The organism is Micromonospora sp. NPDC049559 (genome assembly GCF_040676675.1).
In the GTDB taxonomy this organism is placed as follows: domain Bacteria; phylum Actinomycetota; class Actinomycetes; order Mycobacteriales; family Micromonosporaceae; genus JBFAPK01.
Genome location: NZ_JBFAPK010000015.1, coordinates 144,498 through 160,775, shown reverse-complemented (window position 1 = coordinate 160,775; position 16,278 = coordinate 144,498). Strand labels below are relative to the sequence as shown.

The window sequence follows — 16,278 nt, the reverse complement described above, 5'->3', positions numbered from 1 at the left end:
TTCCGCACCTCGGCGCGTACCGCACCGGGGTTCCTTCCGCACCTCGGCGCCGGCGGCACCGGGGTTCCCTCCGCGCCTCGGGCCGGTGGTCCGGCCGGGTCGGGGCGCCTCGTGTCCCGGCGGCCGCGCCGCTGCGGTCGCCGTTGTCTTGTCTCAGCTGCCGGGCCGCGGGCCCGGTGGCGGCGGGCCTACCGCGACACCCGGGGGTCGAGTACGCCGTAGAGCAGGTCCACCACGAAGTTGGCGAGGATGACGAGGAACGCCGAGAAGAGCGTCACCCCGACGATGAGCGGCAGGTCGACGTTGCCGACCGCGTCCAGCAGCAGCGCGCCGAGGCCCTGCATGCTGAAGACCCGCTCGGTGATGATCGCGCCGCCGAGCAGCGTGCCGAGGTCGAGCCCGAAGACGGTGACCACCGGGATCAGCACGTTGCGCAGCGCGTGCCGGCCCACCACCCGCCGCTCGCGCAGCCCTTTCGCCCGCGCGGTACGGATGTAGTCCTCGCCGAGCACCTCGAGCATCTGGCCCCGGGTGAGCCGGGCGTAGACGGCGGCACTGAGCAGCGCGAGCACGCACCAGGGCAGGACGAGGTGCCAGGCCCACTGGAGCGGGTTCTCGGTCAGCGGCACGTACCCGTTCACCGGAACCATGTCCAGCGTGAAGCCGAAGAGGAGGATGCCGAGCAGGCCGACCAGGTAGCTCGGGGCGGAGACTCCGGCGGTGGCCAGCGCCATCGTCGTACGGTCGACCGCGGTACCGCGCCGCACGGCCGAGGCGACGCCGGCGCCGACCCCGATGACCAGCCAGAGCACGGCCGCGCCGAGCGCGATCGAGAAGGTGACCGGCACCCGGTCGACGATCAGCTGGGTGACCGACTCGTTGAGCCGGAACGAGTAGCCGAAGCAGGGCGCGGCGCAGTGCACCGCGGCGGCCCCGGTCCCGAAGTCCCGCCCGGCGACGATGCCGCCGAGGAAGGCCAGGTACTGCTCGATCCACGACTTGTCGTACCCCATGAAGGCGCTCGCGTCGGCGAGCCGCTGCGGGGTGCAGGGCCGGCCGCAGCTCAGCTGCGCCGGGTCCGCCGGGAGCAGGAAGAAGACCGCGTACGTCAGCACGCTGATCACGAGCAGCGTGCCGACCATGGCCAGCAGCCGGCCGCCGACGTAGCGCAGGGACCGGGTGCTGGTGCCCCGGCGGGCGGGCCGCTTCGCGGCGGCGACCGGTCCCGTGCGCTCCGCCGTCCGGGCGTCCGGAGTCGGCGTGCTCACCGCAGCCCCCTCGTACGCGGGTCGAGCGCGTCCCGCAGGCCGTCGCCGAGCAGGTTGAAGGCGAGCGTGATGGCGAAGAGCGCCGCGCCCGGGAAGACCAGGAACATCGGATCGGTCTGCACCCACGGGACCGCCTCGCCGATGGAGCGGCCCCAGGCGGGGGTCGGCGGGGGCACCCCGACCCCGAGGAAGGAGAGCGCCGCCTCGATGCCGATCATGCTGGGGATGAGGATCGTGGCGTAGACGATGATCGTGGCCGCGAGGTTCGGCAGCAGCTGGCGCACGAGCAGGTGCCCCGGGCCCGCGCCGAGCGCGGTCGCGGCGACCACGAAGGTGCGGCGCTTGAGCGCGAGGGTCTGCCCGCGCACCACCCGGGCGATCGAGGTCCAGCCGAACAGGCCGATCACGAGCACGATCAACAGCTGCTTGGGAAGGGCGGGCGGGGCGATCGCGCCGAGGGCGATCACGAAGACCAGCCACGGAAAGCCGATGAGCACGTCGATGACCCGGGTCACGAGGCGGTCGTACCAGCCGCCGAAGAAGCCGGCGGTGATGCCGACGGCGACGCCGACCAGCACCGAGACGGCGGTCGCCGCGACCCCGACCAGCAGCGAGGTACGGGCGCCGTAGACCACCACGGCGAAGAGGTCCCGGCCGGTGACCGGCTCGACCCCGAACCAGTGTTCGGCGCTGATACCGCCGGCGGCGCCGCGCGGCGCGGTGGTGTCGGCGAGCGCGCCCAGGTCGTACGTGTACGGGTCCTGTCCCTCGATCGCGGTCAGCAGCGGCGCCGCGACCGCGACCAGTACGAAGAGCAGGATGATCGCGCCACCGGTGAGCGCCCAGCGGTCGCGGGCCAGGCGCCGCCAGGGGTGTCGGGTCGCGCCACGGCCGCCGGCGGCGGGCGGCGCCGCGATGGTGTCGACGGACATGGCCCTACCCGAGCCGGGCGAGCGGGACGGAGAGCGCCGGGCGGACCGGACACTGGCGACGGGACCACATCTGGCAACGTCGTTCGCGCACGGCTCCTGCTCCCTCCCCTCCGGGCCGCCGGCACCCGCCGAGCGGCATGATCGCGAAACATTTTTCGAGCGATCGGCGCTGATGCTATAGACCCGAGTGGGCCGTCAAGGGGTTTTGCTGCCAGATAGAGACCTACAACACAGACCTGGTTGATAGGGAATTCGGTCGAAGATCAGCAATGCGATTCCGCGCCGTCACGGAGCGGAGCGCGTACGCGGCCACAAAGAGGGCCGGCGAGGGCGTTCGCCCTCGCCGGCCCACGGCTATCGGGCGGCCGTCACCCGGCCCGCCCGTGGTGGGTCGTCACTTGGACCTCGGCGCCGGGATGGCGCCGGTGGAGGCCGCGGCGGCCGGCGCGCTCGCCTCGGCCTGGCCGTGGTCGTCCTCGTCGAGCATCGTCGCCTCGTCGAAGGGGTCCTCGCCGCGCAGTACCGCCGCCGCCCGCTCCCGGTCGAACTGCCCGGTCCAGCTGCCGACCAGTACCGTCGCCACCGCGTTGCCGGCGAAGTTGGTCAGCGCCCGAGCCTCGGACATGAAACGGTCGATGCCGACGATCAGTCCGACCCCGTCGACCAGCTCGGGACGGTGGCTCTGCAGCCCGCCGGCGAGCGTCGCCAGGCCGGCGCCGGTGACCCCGGCCGCGCCCTTGGACGCGATGATCATGAAGAGGAGCAGGCCGATCTGCTCGCTGACGGAGAGCGGCTTGCCCAGCGCGTCGGCGATGAAGAGGGACGCCATGGTCAGGTAGATCGCGGTGCCGTCCAGGTTGAAGGAGTAGCCGGTCGGCACGGTGATGCCGACCACCGGACGGGCGACGCCGAAGTGCTGCATCTTCGCGATCAGCCGCGGCAGCGCCGACTCCGACGAGGAGGTGGAGAGGATGAGCAGGAACTCCCGACCCAGGTAGCCCAGGAGCTTGAAGATCGAGACCCGGGCCACCAGCCAGAGCAGCAGACCGAGTACGACGAAGACGAAGATCAGACAGGTTGCGTAGAAGCCGAGCATGATCTGCAGGAGGCTCTTCAGCGCGTCCACCCCCGTCGCGCCGACCAGCGCCGCGATCGCCCCGAAGGCGGCGATCGGCGCCAACCACATGATCATGGCGAGCACCTTGAAGATCACCCGCTGCAGCACCGCGATCGCCCCGAGGACCGGCTCGCCCTTGGCGCCGAGGCTCTGCACCGCGAACCCGACCAGCAGCGCGACCAGCAGGGCCTGGAGCACCTCGCCCTCGGTCAGCGACGAGAAGAGCGTCGTCGGGATGATGCCGAGCAGGAACTCGACCGTCCCCTCCTTCGCGCCGCCGGCCGCCTTCTGGCCCGCCCCGGCCAGCGTCTCGTTCAGGTGCAGGCCCGAGCCGGGATGGATCAGGTTGCCGACCACCAGACCGATGATCAGGGCGACCGTCGACATGACCAGGAAGTAGCCCAGCGCCAGGCCGCCGACCTTGCCGACCTCGGCCGCCTTCCGTACCGAGCCGACGCCGAGCACGATCGTGCAGAAGATGACCGGGCCGATCATCATCTTGATCAGCGCGACGAAGCCGGTGCCGAGCGGCGCCAGGCTCTTGCCGAACTCAGGGGCGAGGAAGCCCACGGCGATGCCGGCGAGCACCGCCACGATCACGGCGAGGTAGAGGTATCTGGTGCGGTCCCGGCGCGCCGAAGGCTCCGCCACGGTGGTGGCCTTCGGCGATGCCGGAGGTGAGGGTGGTGTCGAGTCAGCCATGGAGCCAAACCCTACCGAGTTGCGCCTTACGGCGTAACGTCCGTTAATAGCAGAACGATTACTAAATGAGCACGCCTGGTACTCGCGTCAGCGGTACACGCCGTAGGCCCGCCAGCCCCGGTCCGGGAAGCCGGCCGCCTCGGCGACGCGGGCGGAGGCGGCGTTCTCCGGCGCGTGCTGGTAGGTCGGCACCCCGCCCTCGTCGAGCACCCGGCGCGCCGCCTGCGCCACGAGCCGCCGGGCCAGGCCCTGACCACGGGCCGCCGGCGCCGTACCGACCGCCAGCTCCCTGCCGTACGCGTCGTGGCGCTTGATCCCCACCCCGGCCAGGTACCCCCCGTCGGCGTCCCGCGCCACCAGCGCCTCGCCGCCGAACGGGCGCAGCCAGTCGGGCAGGGCCGGGTGGTCGGCCGGCAGCCACTCCCCCGCCTCGGGCAGCGGCGTGGGCGCGAAGGTGTGCCGGAACACCGTCGGGTAGGTCTGCCACCCCGGGTGGCCGACCGCGGCGGGTAGCCCGGCGAGCAGTTCGCGGAAGGGCCGGCCGGCCAGCTTCCGGACGGCATGCACGCGGTCCGGCGGTACGGAGAGCACCATGGCGGCGCGCGAGGCCACGCCGATGACCGGGTGGATCTCACCGTCCCAGGCCGGCAGGGTACGCCGCTCGGAGCCGACGACCTGCAGCGCGCGCCCGGCCGGCCACTGGCCCAGCCAGGTCACCAGGTGGTGGTGCAGGCGCTGGTCGAACATCGGCCGCTCCTCCACCTGACCCGGTCCACGCCGTCTCATTGATCATAGAAGCGTCCACCGCCGCCCCGACGCCCGGAACGGCTCGATCGGCCATCCCGCCGGCCTACCATGAGTTCTCGTGACCGCCGACCCGTACCGTGAGCCGCCCGCCGGGTACGCAGCTCCGCCGGCCCGTCCGTGAGCGGCTTCTTCGACCGGCTGGTGGCGCTGCACGGCACGGTGGTCTACCTGCTCGTGGGAGCGCTGGTCTTCGTCGAGGACGCGCTCTTCGTCGGCTTCGTGATCCCCGGCGAGACGGCCGCGATTCTCGGCGGCGTGGCGGCCGGGCTCGGCCATGTCTCGCTCACCCTCATGATCATCGTGGTGGTGCTGGCCGCGGTCGTCGGCGACAGTGTCGGCTACGAGGTCGGCCGCCGGTTCGGGCCGCGCCTGCTCGACCACCGGCTGCTGCGCCATCGCCGGGAGCGGGTCGAGAGCGCCCGCCAGTTGCTCGTCCGCCGGGGCGGCCGGGCGGTCTTCCTCGGCCGGTTCGTCGCCTTCTTCCGCGCGGTGATGCCGGCGCTGGCCGGCGCCGCGAACATGCCCTACCACCGGTTCCTGGCCTTCAACGCCGCCGGTGGCCTGGTCTGGGGCGGCGGCTCGGTGATCGCCGGCTACCTGGCCGGCAACTCCTACCAGACCGTGGAGCGGTACATCGGCCGCGGCAGCGCGATCGCCGTCGCCGCCGTCGCGGTCGTCGCGCTGGTCGCCTGGCGCATCCGGGTCCGCCGCCGGGAGCGGCATCGGGAGGAGCAGGAAGAGGCCGGCTGACGGCCCGGAACCGGCGCGCCCTGGACAGCGCGCGCTCCGGAAGCGGACCAGGGTCGGGCTCGCGCTGCCGGACCAGGGCCGGGCTCGCGCTGCCGGACCAGGGCCGGGCCGGAACCGGGCCGGAACCGGGCCGGAACCGGGCAGTGCGCCGGGGCCGGGTCCTGTTCCGGGATCTCGCCGGTCAGCGCGGTTGGATGATCGGCCACTCGCCGGTGGTGACCTCGCTGACGGTGCGCACCGCGACCGACTGCTCCCCCGGCGTACTGACGGCGACCCCGGCCTCCGACAGCATCGCGCTCACCACCCGGGCCAGCTCCGGGTCGGCGGCCAGCGCCTCGCGCAGTTGCCGCCGCAGTTCGGCCGTCAGCTCCTCGTCGGCGGGGTTCGTGGCCAGCCCGGCGACGGCCGCCCCGACTCCGGCCGGCGGTTGCGGGCCGTCCAGGATCCGCCCCAGCAGCGCCCGACCCAGCTCGGTCGTCGAGTCGACCGCCCGGTCCGGCTCGGTGGCCCGCACTCTCTCGCCCACGCTCGGCCCGTACGTCCCGATCGCGGCCGACAGGTACGGCACCAGCGCGGCCGCCAGCTCGATATCCACCGTGGACTCCCCCCACCTCGCAGTGACCTCGATCAGTACCACATCCGTCGACGTTCGGTCACCGCCCGAAGGCGGAATTCCGGCGGAACATCCGGTCACGGGCCCACCCGCGAGCGCGCCGGAACCTGGCGGAACGGACGTCGCGCGGCCCGGAGGCCGCCGGAACGGTGACCGCCTCGTCGCCCGGTCGCCGCCGCGCCGTGGCGTGTCAAGCTGCTCCGCCCCGTGGCGCGTCAGGCTGCTCCGCGCCGTGGCGCGTCAGGCTTCAGCGCGTCAGGGTGTGCCGTGTCGGGGCGCGTCAGGAGGCACCCGGCGGCGGGTAGCCGCCGGGATGCGGCGGCTGGCCCGGTGCCGGCGGGTAACCGGCCGGCGGGTAACCGCCACCGGGCCACTGCCCCTGCGGCGGCGTCCCCTGCGGCGGGACCCCCGAGTGCGGGTGGTGGGGCGGCACGGGCTGCCCGGGTACCGGCGGATGGCCCGGTGCGGGTGGCATCGGCGGCGGACCGTAGCCGGGTGGCGGGCCGTAGCCGGGTGGCGGGCCGTAGCCGGGTGGTCCGGGTCGGCCGCCCGGTGGCGGCGAGTATCCCGCCGGCGCCCCACCCACCGGCGCGGGCGGGACCGCCCGGCGCCGGGACGAACGCCGGGTCACCAGCACGACGAGGAGGATGATCAGCACCAGCCCGCCCAGGGCCACGGCGAGGACCACCCCGAGCCGGGCCATCGGCGAGCCGAAGGGGCCGGGCTGCGCCTCCACCGGCTCCTGACCGTCCGGCGCGGCCGACGCGGCGGCGCTGCCGAGCGGGTTCTGCTGCACCGCGGGAACCTCGGCGGTCACCGCGCGCTCCGCGTTGACCAGTCCGAAGCCGTAGTGCGGGTCCCGCCCGGGATCGCCCTTGTCCGTCGCGGTACGCACCAGCCGGTTGACCACGTTCGCCGCGTCGAGCCGCGGGTACTTCGCCCGGATCAGGGCGGCGACCCCGGAGACGATCGCGGTCGCCTCGCTGGTGGCGCCGCCGCTCGAATAGCCGGTGCTGGAGACGTTGCGCGCGGTCGCGTTGACGATGTACTCGGCCGGCGCGGCCACGGCGACCTGCGGCCCGTACGCCGAGCCGCTCCAGAACTCGCCGGAGCGGGCGGTGCCGGCGACCGCGACCACCCCGGGGATGTTCGCCGGAGAGGCGACCTTGTCGTCGCCCTGGTCCTGGTTGCCCGCGGCGGCCACCAGCACCACGTCCTTCGAGGCCGCGTAGGCGACGGCCGCGACCTCGTCGGCGGGGGCGGGTTCGGGGCGGCCGATCGAGAGGTTGATGACCTTGGCACCGTGGTCGACCGCCCAGCGGATCGGCCCGGCGAGCGAACCGGAGCTCTCCGCCGGTACCGCGATCGGCAGGATCCGGGCTGCGGGGGCGATGCCGAGGGCCTTGTTCTCGCCGCCGCCCCGGGCGGCGATGATCCCGGACATCTTCGTACCGTGGCCCTGCGGGTCGCTGCGGCCGTCCGCCGCGGCGTCACCGGCGAACCGGGTGCCCGGCAGTACCGCGCCACGCAGATCGGGGTGCCCCGCGTCGACCCCGGTGTCGATCACCGCCACGATCACGCCGTCGCCCTTGGTGACCTTCTGCGCCTGGGCGGCGCGGACCGCGCCGAGGTACCACTGCGCCTGGCGTACCGTCTCCGCCGCGGCCGGTGCCGGTGGTACCGCGACGGTGGCCGCCGCCACCAGCGCGGCCACCACCGTCGCGTTACGCCAACCCCTCATCGCTACGTCTCACGCACCCAGGACCGGCGGGGCCGCGTCGGTGTCCGAGCCCCAGACGTCCTCGTCCTCGCTCAACCAGGTGCTGTACTCGTCCCCGTCGCCGCCACCGGCGCCGCCGTGGCCACCGCCGCCGGCCATCGCGCCCAGACCGGACCGGCCCGTGCCGCCGCGTCCCGCGCCCGAGCCACGGCCGCCCGCGCCGGCACCGGCGCCCGCCATGCCGGCGCCCATCATGCCGGTGCCGGGACCGCCGACGCCCGCCGTGCCGGCGCCGAGCCCCGCGCCGCCGCCGGGCAGTCCCCCGCCGGCGCCGATCCCGCCGGCGCCCGCGCCGCTCAGCCCGCCACCGCCGGCGCCGGCCAGTCCGGTGCCGGGCAGGTCCCCGCCCGTGCCGGAGCCGATGCCGGAGGAGGGCGGCTTGGACCAGGCGTCCGGCGGGGTGGTCGGCAGGTTGTCCGACGGGTCCGTGGCGCTCGGGAAATCCTGCTTGCTGAACGGATCCGTGGTCTTCGGATCCGGCATGGTCGGCTGCTTGGCCTGCGGGATGCTCGGCGGCTTGCCGGTCGGGTTCGTCGTGGTCGGGGTGAACTTCGGGTCGTTGATGTCCCGGATATCGAGCGTCTGCGCCTGGGGCATCCCGTCCATGGTGGCGACGTGCTGGCCGGCGAGCGTCCGGTACACCTGCTTGGCCTTGTCGTCCTGGTCGCTGATCCAGTCGCGCAGCTTGTTCGCGGCCCAGTCCGGCGTGAACGCCTCGCGCAGCTCGTCGAACCACTTGTTGCTGTAGATCGGGAGCAGCTTGTTGAAGATCCCGCCGGAGAAGATGCCGTTGGTGATCTGGCCGGTGTTGGCGAAGTCGACCTGCGCGGCCGCGACCTCGTGCGCCATGTCGTCCGGGATCGGGATCTGTTTGATCGCCGTCTCCAGCTCACCGGCCGCCTTGTCGAGGCTGGTGGTGATGCTCTTGTGCTTGTCGATCAACGCCCGGATGTCGGTGACGCGCCTGGTGAGGTTCGCCCGGTACGCCTCGCCGGCCTGCCCCTCCCAGGACTTCAGGTCCTTGATCCCGTCCTCCAGCAGCTGCGCCGCGCTCTCCATCCGTTTGAAGAGCACGCTCCAGATCTGCGAGGCGTTGCGGATGCTGGCCGGGCGTCCGGGGATCACCACCATCGTGATGATCTCTTCCCAGGACGGGTCCTTCTCGTCGACCTTCCGGCCGTCGGAAATCAGATCCTCGACGAACGAGCCGCCGACCGGCATCAGGAACGTGGAGGCGATACCGAGCCCCTCACGGATGTCCGAGCCGGTGCCGGCCTCCTGGGGCTTGCGGTACTGGTCGTCCGACCCCGGTACGGTCACGTTGGTTGGGAGGTCCCCGCTCATCCTCTCCCCCTAACCTCAGGAGCGACCGGTGGTGGGATCGGTGTCCTTACCGGCGACCGCGTCCGCGTTCTTCGGCGTGTACCGGCCCCCCTCCAGCAGCCGCTGGATCTCCTGCGCCGAGGCGCGGTTGCGCTCCTCGGCCGTCCGGTAGTTCTCGGTGATGGTCTTGGTGGCGTTGGCCGCCTTGCCGAGGTGCTCGGCGATCTCCTTCAGGCCGTCCCGCACCGCCTTGTAGGCCGCGTCGTGCTTGGCCTGGATGCCGTAGGCGCTGTAGAAGCCGCCGAAGACGGTGGCGTCCTTCTGCAGACTGTAGTCGACGTCCGACATGTCGATGTTGGACGCCGCGCCGAGCTCCTTGTTGATGTCGGGCATGGCGCCGATGCAGTACGTCTCGACGAACGTCTGGATCTGCTCCAGCCAGCCGACGGCCTGCTCGAGCTGTTCGAGGTCAACCGATGTGGGCAGTTCCGGGTTCGGCGCCACGCCCGCCTCCTTCAGTTACGACTGCTGTCCCCGGGACGGGAGATCGCCCCGGGGAGGGTTGGTCGGCTCGCGGCGGGTCAGCCGGCACGGAACGGGCGGCCGCCGCCACCGTCCCAGACCTTGGCGTTGCTCATCTCGGTCGTGACGTAGTTCTCGCGGGCGATGCCCACCGCGCCACCGATCTGGTTCAGCAGCTGGTTGATGTCGCGGATGGCCGAGTCCCACTTGGCCTGGTGCTCCTCGTACGCGCGCCGGTCGTCACCGTCCCACTGCATCCGCTGCAGCCGACCGCGAAGGTCGTCCAGCTTGCTGTCGATCTCCTGAGAGATCTTCTGCATCTGCTGGTGGGCGCTCTCCATCCGGGCGTAGTCAACCTTGATCGCCATGACAGCTCACCTGTGTCTCTGTAGTCCTGGTCTCACGGTCAATCGGTAGAAGCTGGCGACGCCGGCTCACATGTTCAACGCGGAGGTGTACTTGTTCAGCATCTGGGCCTGCTGCTCGTCGTTGGCCTGGTGCGTCGTGCCGCCCTTGTCGAGCAGGTCGGCGATGTCGTCCATCGCGGTGAGCAGCTTGGTGACGTCCTCGTTCCAGCGCTGCATCAGCTGCTGGAAGCCGGTGGACGCGTCGCCCTTCCAGGCCATCGCCAGGTCGTCGACCACGTTCCAGAGCCGGCCCAGGTCACCGTCCACGTCGCTGCGGGTCGACCGTACGTCGCTGGCCGCACTGTGAAGTGTCGCGGCATCGACCTCGAACTGCTCAGCCATCCATCTCACCCTCTCGGCGCCTCGCCCGCGGGCACACGCGTAGGGTCTCTGCCCCCGTACGCAGAACCACGGTGCTCAATCTCCGTTGTGTAGCAACGGTAGCCCACTCGGGCAACCTCGCGCACGGGTGATCCGGCCTGCGTACGGCCCGGGTACGGCGGTGCGGACCACCCGCCGCCACCGTACCCGGGGCCGTCCAGGACACGGCCGGGTCACTCCGGGTCGATCCAGGCGGTCTGTACGAGGCTGACCCCGTCGCTGCGGCGGACCAGGGTGCCGCGGCCGGGCGGCTGGGCGCTGGGCCGGATGTTGCCGAACAGCGCACCCTCGTCCCGGTTGCCGCTGAGCAGGAAGCCGGGGCAGTCCAGCTCCCGGAGGCGCTGGATCACCGGCTCGTACATGGCCCGCGAGGCGCCGCCGACCCGCCGCGCCAGGATCAGGTGCAGGCCGACGTCGCGGGCCTGCGGCAACAGCTCCAGCAGCGGGTGCAGCGGGTTCGCGCCCGACGAGGCGACCAGGTCGTAGTCGTCCACCAGCAGGTACAGGTCAGGGCCCTTCCACCAGCTGCGGTTGCGCAACTGCTCCGGAGTGACGTCCGGGCCGGGCAGCCGGTTGTTCAGCGCCCCGCGGATCCCGCTGACCATCTCCGTGGTGACCTTGTTCGAGGGGCAGTACTCGAGCAGGTGCTCCCCGCCGATCGCGCCGAGCAGGCCACGCTGGTAGTCCACCACGCAGATGCGGGCCTCGCTCGGCGTGTACCGCTCCACGAGCGACCGCGCGATCAGCCGGAGCAGGTTCGTCTTCCCCGACTCGGAGTCCCCGAAAATGATCATATGCGGGTCGCTGTGCAGCTGGAGCCGCACCGGTGCGAGGTGGGTCTCGTTGATACCGATCGGGATGCCCGGCTCGTCGCGGCCCGCCATCGCCCAGAGGTCGGCCGCCGGCAGCAGCCGGGGCAGCAGCCGCACCTTCGGGGCCGGCTCGTGCGGCCACGCCTCGCGCACCCGGCCCACCAGGTCGGCGGTACCGTCGGCGAGCGCGTCGGCGGTGTGCTTGCCGTCGATGCGCGGTACCGCCGCGAGGAAGTGCAGCTTCTCGCGGGTCAGACCGCGTCCCGGCGTCTTCTCCGGCACGTTCGCCGCGGCCCGCCGGTCGATCTCCGACTCGGCCGGGTCGCCCAGGCGCAGCTCCAGCCTGGAGCCGAGCAGGTCACGCAGGTTGATCCGGATCTCCGCCCAGCGGGTCGCGGTGAGCACCAGGTGGATGCCGAAGCCGAGGCAGCGGCCGGCCAGGTTGGTGACCGTCTGCTCCAGGTCCTCGTACAGCTCCCGCATGGTCGCCCAGCCGTCCACCACCAGGAAGACGTCGCCGAACTTGTCGTCGGGCACCGCCCCGTCCGCCAGCCGCTGGCGGTACGCGCCGATCGACTCGATTCCCAGCTCGGTGAAGCGCGCCTCGCGCTCGTCCAGCAGCGCGGTCACCTCCGCCACCGTACGGCGGACCGCCTCCGCGTCGCGCCGGCCGGCCACCCCGGAGGTGTGCGGCAGCCCGTCCAGGCCGCGCAGCGCGCCGCCGCCGAAGTCGAGGCAGAAGAACTGCACCTCGCGCGGGCTGTGGGTGAGCGCCAGCGAGGCGAGCATCGACCGCAGCATGGTGCTCTTGCCGGAGCGCGGCCCGCCGACGATCACGACGTTGCCGCCCGCGCCGTCCAGCTCCACCACGAACGGGTCGCGGCGCTGGTCGTACGGGCGGTCCACCACACCGACCGGTACCGTCAGCCGGCCCGTACCCGGCCAGCCCGTCGCCACCAGACCCCGCCGCGGATCCGGGGCGAGCGTCCCCACCAGCGCGTCCAGGCTCGGCGGCTCCTCCAGCGGCGGCAGCCACACCTGGTGCGCCGGGGCGCCGTTGCCGCGCAGCTTCGCCACGATCACGTCGAGCATCGAGGTGGCCTTGCCGGCCTCGACCGGCTCCTCCACCGGAGCCTCCACCGCCGGCAGCTCGGGCATCGGCTGGAAGTCCACCCCGTAGGGGACGATCTGCCGCTGCACCAGGGCCTGCGAGCGCCGGGCGGCGCCGGCCGCGCGGCGGTACGGGCCGGAGACGTACGCGGCGCGGAAGCGCAGCATCGTCTGGGTGTCCGCCTTCAGGTAGCCGTGCCCAGGCGCGTTCGGCAGCTCGTACGCGTCCGGCACGCCGAGCACGATCCGACTCTCCACCGCGGAGAACGTCCGCAGACCGATCCGGTACGACAGGTGCGTGTCCAGCCCGCGCAGCCGCCCCTCCTCCAGCCGCTGGCTGGCCAGCAGCAGGTGCACGCCGAGCGAGCGGCCCAGCCGTCCGATCATCACGAAGAGGTCGATGAAGTCCGGCTTCGCGGCGAGCAGCTCGCTGAACTCGTCGCAGATGATCAGCAGGCTGGGCAGCGGGTCCAGCGGTTCGCCCGCGGCGCGCGCCTTCTCGTACTCGTACCGGGAGACGTAGTTGCCGGCGGCCCGCAGCAGCTCCTGCCGGCGCACCATCTCGCCGGCGAGCGCGTCCTGCATTCGGTCCACCATGGACAGCTCGTCGGCCAGGTTGGTGATCACCGCGCTGGTGTGCGGGAGCACGTCCATCGACGCGAAGGTGGCGCCGCCCTTGAAGTCGACCAGGACGAAGTTGAGCTGCTCGGTGGAGTGGCTGATGGCGAGCGAGGCGACGATCGTACGCAGCAGCTCGCTCTTGCCGGAACCGGTGGCGCCGATGATGAGCCCGTGCGGGCCCATGCCCTCCTGCGCCGCCTCCTTGATGTCGAGCTCCACCCGGGAGCCGTCCGGCCCGATGCCCAGCGGGATGCGCAGCTGCTCCCGGTTGGGCCGCGGCCGCCAGGTGACGCGCGGGTCCACCGCCTCCGCGTCGCCCAGCCCCAACAGCTCCGGCAGCTCCATGGTGCGGGCGGTCGGCTCCTCCGCCACGGTCCGCTGCGACAGCCGGTACGGCGCGAGCTGCCGGGCCAGCCCGGTGGCCTGCTCCAGGCTGAGCCGGTCCGGCCGGCCCAGCGGCGTCGACCGGTTGCCCCGGTCCGCCGCCACCGACTCGGCCGTGACGTTGAGGCAGAGCAGCCAGCGGCCCGCGTCCCGGGGCACCATGCCCGAGAGGTCCAGCACCGTCGTGCCGAGCAGGCCCACCCCGGCCAGTTGGCAGGTGGGCGAGACCTCACCGCCGTCGAGCACCACCAGCAGGTGCGGCGCGGTGGTCAGCGGCTTGGCGTCCGGCGAGTGCCGCGGCCGCTCGGAGAGCTCGGTACCGAACATCTCCTCCAGCTCGGCCATCGTCTCGAAGACCAGCCGGACCGCGCCCGCCGCGTCGGTACGGCGCTCGTACTGGGCGTGCGGCAGCCACTTCACCCACTCCCAGGCCTCCTGCCGCTCCGGCACGGCCACCACCGCGACGTGCACGTCGTCCGGGGAGTGGAAGGTGGCGAGCTGCCCGATGGCGGCCCGGGCCAGGTCCAGCGCCGCGGCGCGCCCGCCCCGCAGCACCACCCGGCTGAACGCGCGCAGCTGCAGCGCCAGCGGCAGCTGCGGTACCGCCGAGTGGGCCCGGACGAAGCGGCGCAGCGCGATCGCGCTCATCGGCTCCAGGTCCTCGACCGGCTTGGTCTCCGGCGGGATGATGTCCACCGCCAGCTTCTGCGCGCCGACCGCCACCCGTACCTCGGCGAAGTCGTCGTCGGTGCCGCGCCGCTCCCACAGCCGCCGCGAGGCGGCTACCGACCAGAGCGTCTCCGGCCCCGGGTGCCGCCACAGCAGCGCCGCGCGCTGCTGGGCCGCCGCCCGCCGGACGCGCTTGCGCACCTGGCTGAGGTAGCGCATGTAGTCGCGGCGCTGCGCGTCCAGCTCGGCGCGCTTCTGCCCGCCGCCGCTGCCCAGCGTGCTGAACGCCATGCCCAACATGGAGACGCCGAAGAGGCCACCGGCCACGTAGGTCATGGTGGAGCCGCCGCGACCGGCGTACAGGAACGCCATCGCGCCGACGCCGCAGACCATCGGCAGCAGCATCATCAGCTGCCCGATTCCCCGGGGAAGCTGCTCGGGCAGCTCCGGTGGCGACTCCAGCAGCAGTTCACCGCGGGGCAGCTGCGGGCGCGGCTGACGCGGCGGGCGGCGGAACAGGACGGTACTCAAACGCCTAACTCCCCTCCCAGGAGTCCACAACCGAGCTACATGGTAGGTACTCTGCCGGGGACCCGGTGTGCCCACACAACCTCGAAGGGAGCCCTGCGTGGCCGCCCCCAACAGTACCGGCCTTTCCCGGGTGACCCTGGTCGCACCGCGTACCCGCGTCGACCTGGCTCTACCCGCTGACGTACCGCTCGCGGACATGCTGCCCACGCTGCTGCGTTACGCCGGCGACGGCCTCGCCGACGCGCCGGACGCGCGCGAGGGCTGGACCCTGTCCCGCCTGGGCGGGGTCGTGCTGGACAGCTCCCGTACCCCGGCGCAGCTGGAGGTGCGCGACGGCGAGTTGCTCTACCTGCGGCCGCGCGGCGGTGACGCCCCGGAGCTGGTCTTCGACGACGTGGTCGACGCCGTCGCCACCGCCACCCAGGAGCGTCCCGGCCGGTGGCAGCCGGCCACCACCCGCGCCTTCGGGCTCGCGCTCGGCCTGGTCGCGCTGCTCGGCGGTGCCGCGCTGGTGCTCTTCGCGGGCCCGCCACAGCTGCTGGGCGGCATCGTCGGCCTCGGGCTGGCCGTCGCCCTGCTGGTCACGGCGGTGGTCTTCGCCCGCGCCCTGGGCGACAGCCGCACCGGCGTCGCCTTCGCGCTGGTGGCCTGCGTCTACGCGGCCGTGGGCGGCCTGCTGGTCTTCGGCGGCGACCGCACCCTCGGGCAGCTCTCCGCGCCGCACGCGCTCGTCGCCGCGACCGCGGTGCTGCTCGTCACCGTGCTCGCCGCGGTCGGCGTCGCCGACACCGTCGCGCTCTTCCTGGGCGCCGGCATCTGCGCCTTCGCGCTGGTCGTCGGCGCCGCGATCAGCATGCTCACCGGCACCGGACCGGCCGGCGCCGCCGCCGTCGTGGTCACCGCCGCCTTCGCGGGCGTACCGGCGCTGCCGCTGCTCGCGTACCGGCTCGCCCGGCTGCCCGTCCCCTCCGTACCGAGCGGCCCGGAGGACCTGAAGCGCGACACGGAGACCGTCGAGGGCGCCCGCGTGCTGGCCCTCAGCGACCGGGCCGACGGCTTCCTCGCCGGCATGCTCGGCGCGCTGGCGGTCCTCGGCGCCGGGGCCGGGGTGCTGGTGGCCACCGGCGGCTACCCGGGCCTGGCCATGGCCGGGGTGCTGGGCCTGCTGCTGATGGCGCGCGCCCGCTGGTTCCTCAACCGGCTCCAGCGCCTGCCGCTGCTGATCGCCGGCGCGGTCGCGCTCGGCGCCGCCGCGGTGGCCGCGTTCCTGCTCACCGGCCCGGCGCTGCGGCTGAGCGCGATCCTCGGGGCGCTGGTGGTGCTCGCCGTGATCAGCATCGGGTACGCGCTGGTCGGTCCGGGTCGCAAGGCCGCGCCGTTCTGGGGACGGATGCTCGACCTCTTCGAGGTCGTCCTCATCCTCGCCCTGGTCCCGCTCGCCTTCTGGGTCAGCGGCCTCTACGCCTGGATCCGCACCATCCGCGGCTGACCCGCCCCGTCGATCTAGGGCAAATCCACGTTAGTGGATCTCCAATCACGACGATTTGCC

Annotated in this window: 13 protein-coding genes; 2 read left to right on the top strand and 11 right to left on the bottom strand. The window is 72.9% G+C overall.

Going from position 1 to position 16,278, the window contains the following annotated elements:
• Positions 1-188: 188 nt before the first annotated feature.
• The 4 genes from AB0J86_RS18510 to AB0J86_RS18495 form a co-directional block, all read right to left on the bottom strand.
• Positions 189-1,268 (bottom strand): ABC transporter permease, encoded by a 1,080-nt coding sequence (locus tag AB0J86_RS18510; RefSeq protein ID WP_363858541.1) that lies wholly within the window; start codon positions 1,266-1,268, stop codon positions 189-191.
• Entirely contained in the window at positions 1,265-2,200 is a 936-nt protein-coding gene (locus AB0J86_RS18505) for an ABC transporter permease (protein WP_363858539.1), read from the bottom strand. The genes AB0J86_RS18510 and AB0J86_RS18505 overlap by 4 nt, the downstream gene beginning before the upstream one ends.
• A 394-nt stretch (positions 2,201-2,594) precedes the next feature.
• A complete protein-coding gene (locus AB0J86_RS18500; RefSeq protein ID WP_363858537.1) occupies positions 2,595-4,019 on the bottom strand; it encodes a cation:dicarboxylase symporter family transporter in 1,425 nt (474 codons plus the stop codon).
• Positions 4,020-4,106: 87 nt separating this feature from the next.
• Positions 4,107-4,766 (bottom strand): GNAT family N-acetyltransferase, encoded by a 660-nt coding sequence (locus tag AB0J86_RS18495; RefSeq protein ID WP_363858536.1) that lies wholly within the window; start codon positions 4,764-4,766, stop codon positions 4,107-4,109.
• Between the two features lie 177 nt (positions 4,767-4,943).
• Here AB0J86_RS18495 and AB0J86_RS18490 point away from each other — a divergent pair, with 177 nt between their 5' ends.
• Entirely contained in the window at positions 4,944-5,576 is a 633-nt protein-coding gene (locus tag AB0J86_RS18490; RefSeq protein ID WP_363858534.1) for a DedA family protein, read from the top strand.
• A gap of 181 nt (positions 5,577-5,757) precedes the next feature.
• Here AB0J86_RS18490 and AB0J86_RS18485 read toward each other — a convergent pair whose 3' ends face one another.
• The 7 genes from AB0J86_RS18485 to eccCa form a co-directional block, all read right to left on the bottom strand.
• On the bottom strand, positions 5,758-6,171 hold the full coding sequence (locus tag AB0J86_RS18485; RefSeq protein ID WP_363858532.1) for a hypothetical protein: 414 nt from the start codon (positions 6,169-6,171) through the stop codon (positions 5,758-5,760).
• A 298-nt stretch (positions 6,172-6,469) separates the two neighbouring features.
• Positions 6,470-7,930: a S8 family serine peptidase gene (locus tag AB0J86_RS18480; RefSeq protein ID WP_363858530.1), complete on the bottom strand. Its 1,461-nt coding sequence runs from the start codon at positions 7,928-7,930 to the stop codon at positions 6,470-6,472.
• Positions 7,931-7,939: 9 nt separating this feature from the next.
• Positions 7,940-9,313: a hypothetical protein gene (locus AB0J86_RS18475; RefSeq protein WP_363858528.1), complete on the bottom strand. Its 1,374-nt coding sequence runs from the start codon at positions 9,311-9,313 to the stop codon at positions 7,940-7,942.
• A gap of 15 nt (positions 9,314-9,328) precedes the next feature.
• Positions 9,329-9,796 (bottom strand): hypothetical protein, encoded by a 468-nt coding sequence (locus AB0J86_RS18470; RefSeq protein WP_363858526.1) that lies wholly within the window; start codon positions 9,794-9,796, stop codon positions 9,329-9,331.
• A 77-nt stretch (positions 9,797-9,873) separates the two neighbouring features.
• Positions 9,874-10,182, bottom strand: coding sequence for a WXG100 family type VII secretion target (locus AB0J86_RS18465; protein ID WP_363858524.1), 309 nt, complete (start codon positions 10,180-10,182; stop codon positions 9,874-9,876).
• Positions 10,183-10,248: 66 nt separating this feature from the next.
• Complete coding sequence (locus tag AB0J86_RS18460; protein WP_363858522.1) at positions 10,249-10,563, bottom strand: WXG100 family type VII secretion target; 315 nt, start codon at positions 10,561-10,563, stop codon at positions 10,249-10,251.
• 212 nt (positions 10,564-10,775) lie between these two features.
• Positions 10,776-14,729: a type VII secretion protein EccCa gene (gene eccCa / locus AB0J86_RS18455; protein ID WP_363858520.1), complete on the bottom strand. Its 3,954-nt coding sequence runs from the start codon at positions 14,727-14,729 to the stop codon at positions 10,776-10,778.
• A gap of 97 nt (positions 14,730-14,826) precedes the next feature.
• Between eccCa and eccD the strand changes: the two genes are divergently transcribed.
• Positions 14,827-16,218 (top strand): type VII secretion integral membrane protein EccD, encoded by a 1,392-nt coding sequence (gene eccD / locus AB0J86_RS18450; protein ID WP_363858518.1) that lies wholly within the window; start codon positions 14,827-14,829, stop codon positions 16,216-16,218.
• The last annotated feature ends 60 nt before the right edge of the window (positions 16,219-16,278 follow it).

Bases quoted from the DNA above. Each gene is read 5' to 3' on its own strand.
- AB0J86_RS18505 (WP_363858539.1), bottom strand. From the start codon at position 2,200: ATGTCCGTCGACACCATCGCGGCGCCGCCCGCCGCCGGCGGCCGTGGC.
- AB0J86_RS18500 (WP_363858537.1), bottom strand. From the start codon at position 4,019: ATGGCTGACTCGACACCACCCTCACCTCCGGCATCGCCGAAGGCCACC.
- AB0J86_RS18495 (WP_363858536.1), bottom strand. From the start codon at position 4,766: ATGTTCGACCAGCGCCTGCACCACCACCTGGTGACCTGGCTGGGCCAG.
- AB0J86_RS18480 (WP_363858530.1), bottom strand. From the start codon at position 7,930: ATGAGGGGTTGGCGTAACGCGACGGTGGTGGCCGCGCTGGTGGCGGCG.
- AB0J86_RS18475 (WP_363858528.1), bottom strand. From the start codon at position 9,313: ATGAGCGGGGACCTCCCAACCAACGTGACCGTACCGGGGTCGGACGAC.
- AB0J86_RS18465 (WP_363858524.1), bottom strand. From the start codon at position 10,182: ATGGCGATCAAGGTTGACTACGCCCGGATGGAGAGCGCCCACCAGCAG.
- AB0J86_RS18460 (WP_363858522.1), bottom strand. From the start codon at position 10,563: ATGGCTGAGCAGTTCGAGGTCGATGCCGCGACACTTCACAGTGCGGCC.